Genomic DNA, 3,921 nt, shown 5'->3' on the forward strand with positions numbered 1-3,921 from the left:
ACCTTTTGCGCTTTATTCGAGGGCCTGTCTGGAAATGGCCGGGGGCTCGCGTCCGGCGAACAGCCAGCCCGCCGCGGCGGCGACCAGGGGAACACCGACCGCGACCCCGGCCAGGTAGAGGACGGGCACCTGGCCGAGCCTGCCGATGTCGCCGCTGTAGCCGGCGAGCAGCCCGGCGTAGGCGCCGAGCGAGCCGAGGACGACGCCGAGCAGCGCCAGCGCCCCGGCGGTGGCCGCGGTGATGGTCCGGCGGACGCGGCCGCTCGCGCCGGTCGCGGTGAGCGTGCGCAGGTCGCGGGCGGCCTCGATGCGGATGAGCCCGACGGTCATCGCCAGGACGCCGAGCGCGAGGAGCATGCCGGCGAGCGCGGCACCGAGCCGGATCTGCCCGAGCGAGCGCTGGTCGCGGCGCGACTCGACGGTCACGCCCGCCTCCGCCGCGATGTGCCGGGCGCCGACGACCTGGTCGGTGGTGAGCGGCCTGCCGGACTCGATCAGCCAGCCCGCGGGGACGCGCTTCCAGTGCCGGCGTTCGAGGCCGGCGGTGGTCAGGACCGAGTCGGGGTCGGAGGTGTAGGCCGTGCCCTTGACGCGCCGGACGTTCGTGAGCACCTCCGGCTTGGAGACCGACGGGATCTCCAGCCGGCCGGTCTGCGCGGTGATCACGTCGGTGCGCGGGTCGATCCCGGCCGGATCGACGTGGAGGTGGGCGAGCAGTTGCGGGTTGGCGAGGTAGAGCGGGACGGACCGGAGCGCGCCGTCGGCCCGCCCGCCGCCGTCGCCTCCCCCCTGGTCCGAGGAGGAGCCGCCGGTCGGGATGCCGAGGTCGGCGACCGGCTGCCCGCCCTGCGCGTCCTCGAACCCGGGCTCGGGCTTGATGGCCGGGTCGGCCGCCATCTCCAGCGGGATCACCCGCGCGCCGCCGAGCCGCCCCGCGATCAGGTTCATCTGGGCCGACAGGCCGGCCAGCTCCCGGGCGCTGCGGATCGGCACGACGGCGTCGCCGCGCTGCCCGATCCGGACGAGCAGCTGCCGGTCGGACAGGTTGCCGGTGGCGGCGGTGTCCTGGGCGGCGGCCGTGGAGACGATCACGGCGACCGGGATGCCCAGCGCCAGGCTGATCGCCGCCAGGGCCGCCGCCGAGCGGGACCGGTGGCGCGCGAGGTCGCGCAGCGCGAGCCGTACCGCGATCGGCGCCCGCGCGCCCAGCAGCGCCAGCGCCTTGATGGCCGGCGGGCTGGCGAACAGGGTGCCGAGCACCGTGCAGAACGTGCCGAGGATGATCAGCGGCGGGCTGGTCTGGTCGGCCAGGACCAGGCAGGTCGCGCCGACGGCGAGCAGGAGCACGGCGAGCAGCGCGGGGCGGTGCGACGCCTTGGGCCGCGGCGGCCGGTCGGAGAGCGCCTGGACGACCGGGACGCGCGCCACGGTGCGCGCCGGCCACCACGCCGCGGCGGTCGCCATCACGACCGCGAGCACCGCGCACTCCAGGATCAGCGACCAGGACGGGCTCAGCGGGCTGATGCGGTGCCCGGCCGCGGTCTCCAGCGTGCCGGACACCGGCATCCAGGCCAGCACGCCCGCCAGCGTGCCGGCGGCGGCCGCGATGACGCCGACCGCCGCGCCGTTGGCCAGCATCACCAGCCGGAGCTGGCGCTGGGTGGCGCCGATCGCGGCGAGCATGCCGATCTGGCGCAGCCGGCGTTGCGCGACGACGGCGAAGGCCGCCGCCGCCACGAGCGACACCAGCATGAGCAGGACCGTGGCGACGGCGAGGACGCCGGCCGCCGCCTGCCCGCCGCCGCGCAGGGTGTCGGTGACCAGCGGCGTCCTGGAGGCCTGCCGGTAGGCGTCGAACGTCTCGGGCGAGACCTTGGCGAGCACGGTCACCGACTGGGGTGCCGCGGCGCCCGCCGGCGGGACGAGCGCGAACTCGTCGCGCAGGTCGCGCGGGTTCTCCACGATGCCGACGACGGTGCGGTGCTCGCCGCCCGCGGTGAGCGTGCCGCCGATGCGCAGCCCGAGCATCTCGGCGGCGCCGTCGGTCAGCGCCGTCTCGCCGGGCCCCCGGGGAAGGCGTCCCCGGTCGAGCGCGAGCAGCGGCGCCCCGTAGACACCGCGCGGGTCGGCCGCGCGCAGTTCGAGGGACTCGACCGAGCCCGGCACCGGCACGAACCGGCGGCCGATCAACTCGATGGTGCCGAGCTTCTGCCGGGCGAGCGCGACGCCCTCGCCGAGCGCGCGCGGATCGGTGCCGTCCAGCCGGACCAGGTGGTCGGCGTTGCCGTAACGGGCGTCGGCGCGCGGCGTGAGGTTGACCGCGGCCGAGCCGCCGACGACGGCGCCGAGCACCGCCAGCGCGAGCAGCGCCGTCACCACGATCTGCTGCCGCCAGCCGCGGCGCAGCAGCCGCCAGGCCCAGCGGACGACGGCCCGGCGGGCGGTGACGCCGCCGTTGGCGGGCCCGTCCAGCAGCGGCCGCTCCGCCGTGACCGTCACTGCTGGCCGCCGGTGAGCAGCGAGTCGGCGCCGGGCGGGGTGATGGTCTGGTCGACGATCCGGCCGTCCCGGATGAAGACGACCCGGTCGGCCCAGGAGGCGAGCTGGGAGTCGTGCGTGACGATGATGCCCGCCACCTTGTCGCGGCACGCGGTGCGCAGCATCCGCATCACCGTCTCGCCGTTCACCGAGTCGAGCGCCCCGGTCGGCTCGTCGGCCAGCAGCACCTGCCGGTCGCCGACGACGGCGCGCGCGATCGCGACGCGCTGGCGCTCGCCGCCCGACAGCTCGTCGGGGTAGTGCCCGGCGCGGTCGCGGAGCCCCAGGCGGTCGAGGGCCTCCAGGCCGATCCCCCGGGCGGCGCGCATGCCGGTGCCGTCGAGCTCCAGCGGCAGCGTGACGTTCTCCACCACGGTGAGGCCGGGGAGCAGGTTGAAGTCCTGGAAGACGTAACCGATCAGCCGCCGCCGCATCTTGGCCCGGTCGTTGCCCGAGGTCCGGGACAGGTCGATGCCCGCGATGACCACGCGGCCGCTGCTCGGCTCCTCCAGGCTCCCGGCGATGGTCAGCAGCGTGCTCTTGCCCGACCCGCTGGGGCCCATGATGGCGACCAGCTCGCCGTGGTTCACCGCGAGGCTGACCTCGTCGAGGGCGCGCACCTCGTTGGGCGGCGCGCCGTAGACCCTGGACACCTGCTGCAACTCGATGGCGGCGGTCACCGGGGCACCTCCACGTCCGGTCTCGACGGCGCCCGATCCGGGCCGGCCGCCTCCGGGCCGGGGTCCTGCCGGGCACCGTCGCGTCGCGCGCTCTGCCTGAGCCGCGTCTCGGCGCTCTCGATCCAGCGGAACGCCGCGTCCAGCCGGAAGAGCTCCGCGTCCACCACCAGCGCCAGGCCGAGGTCGTCGAGCGACGCCTGGCTCTTGAGCGTGGTGTAGCGCTGCATGTTCTCCACGAGGTGCCGCCGGTGGACCTGGAGGATCTCGTGGACGTCGACCCCCGGGACCTTCAGCGCCACCATCACCTTGATGACCAGCTCGTCGCGGGGTGGCGGGGTGACTCCCGAGGGGGCGTGCAGCCAGCCCATCAGCTCGTAGCGGCCGGCCGGGGTGAGCCGGTAGCGCTTCTGGGAGGACCGCTCGACCTCGTGGTCGTCGTCGGACTCGATGAGCGCGTCGCGCTCCAGGCGCTGCAGGGTCGTGTAGACCTGCCCGACGTTGAGCGGCCACAGCTCGCCGGTGCGCGCCTCGAACTCCTCGCGCAGCCGCAGGCCGTACTTGGGGCCCTCGGCCAGCAGCGAGAGCAGGGCATGTCGGATGCTCATCGGCGCCCTCCCCTGAGGATACTCGGTACTATACCCGTTATACTCCCCGCGGCCAACGCCCCCTCGCACGTTCGTGCGAGAGGGCGCGGGCGGCTCGG

Annotated in this window: 3 protein-coding genes; all 3 read right to left on the reverse strand. The window is 75.3% G+C overall.

Going from position 1 to position 3,921, the window contains the following annotated elements; translation table 11 throughout:
* Positions 1-12 precede the first annotated feature (12 nt).
* Genes ABD296_RS00025 through ABD296_RS00035 form a run of 3 tightly spaced genes read right to left on the reverse strand, consistent with a single transcriptional unit; the run spans position 13 to position 3,823 of the window.
* The gene (locus tag ABD296_RS00025) at positions 13-2,499 is read right to left on the reverse strand and encodes an FtsX-like permease family protein (RefSeq protein ID WP_344259877.1); all 2,487 of its coding nucleotides are present in this window, start codon (positions 2,497-2,499) and stop codon (positions 13-15) included.
* A complete protein-coding gene (locus ABD296_RS00030; RefSeq protein ID WP_344259879.1) occupies positions 2,496-3,218 on the reverse strand; it encodes an ABC transporter ATP-binding protein in 723 nt (240 codons plus the stop codon). The genes ABD296_RS00025 and ABD296_RS00030 overlap by 4 nt, the downstream gene beginning before the upstream one ends.
* Positions 3,215-3,823, reverse strand: coding sequence for a PadR family transcriptional regulator (locus ABD296_RS00035; protein ID WP_344259881.1), 609 nt, complete (start codon positions 3,821-3,823; stop codon positions 3,215-3,217). Before ABD296_RS00035 ends, ABD296_RS00030 begins: the two co-directional genes overlap by 4 nt.
* Positions 3,824-3,921: the final 98 nt, after the last annotated feature.

Origin of the sequence: Actinomadura napierensis (assembly GCF_039529375.1) — a bacterium.
Classification (GTDB): domain Bacteria; phylum Actinomycetota; class Actinomycetes; order Streptosporangiales; family Streptosporangiaceae; genus Spirillospora; species Spirillospora napierensis.

Bases quoted from the DNA above. Each gene is read 5' to 3' on its own strand.
- ABD296_RS00035 (WP_344259881.1), bottom strand. From the start codon at position 3,823: ATGAGCATCCGACATGCCCTGCTCTCGCTGCTGGCCGAGGGCCCCAAG.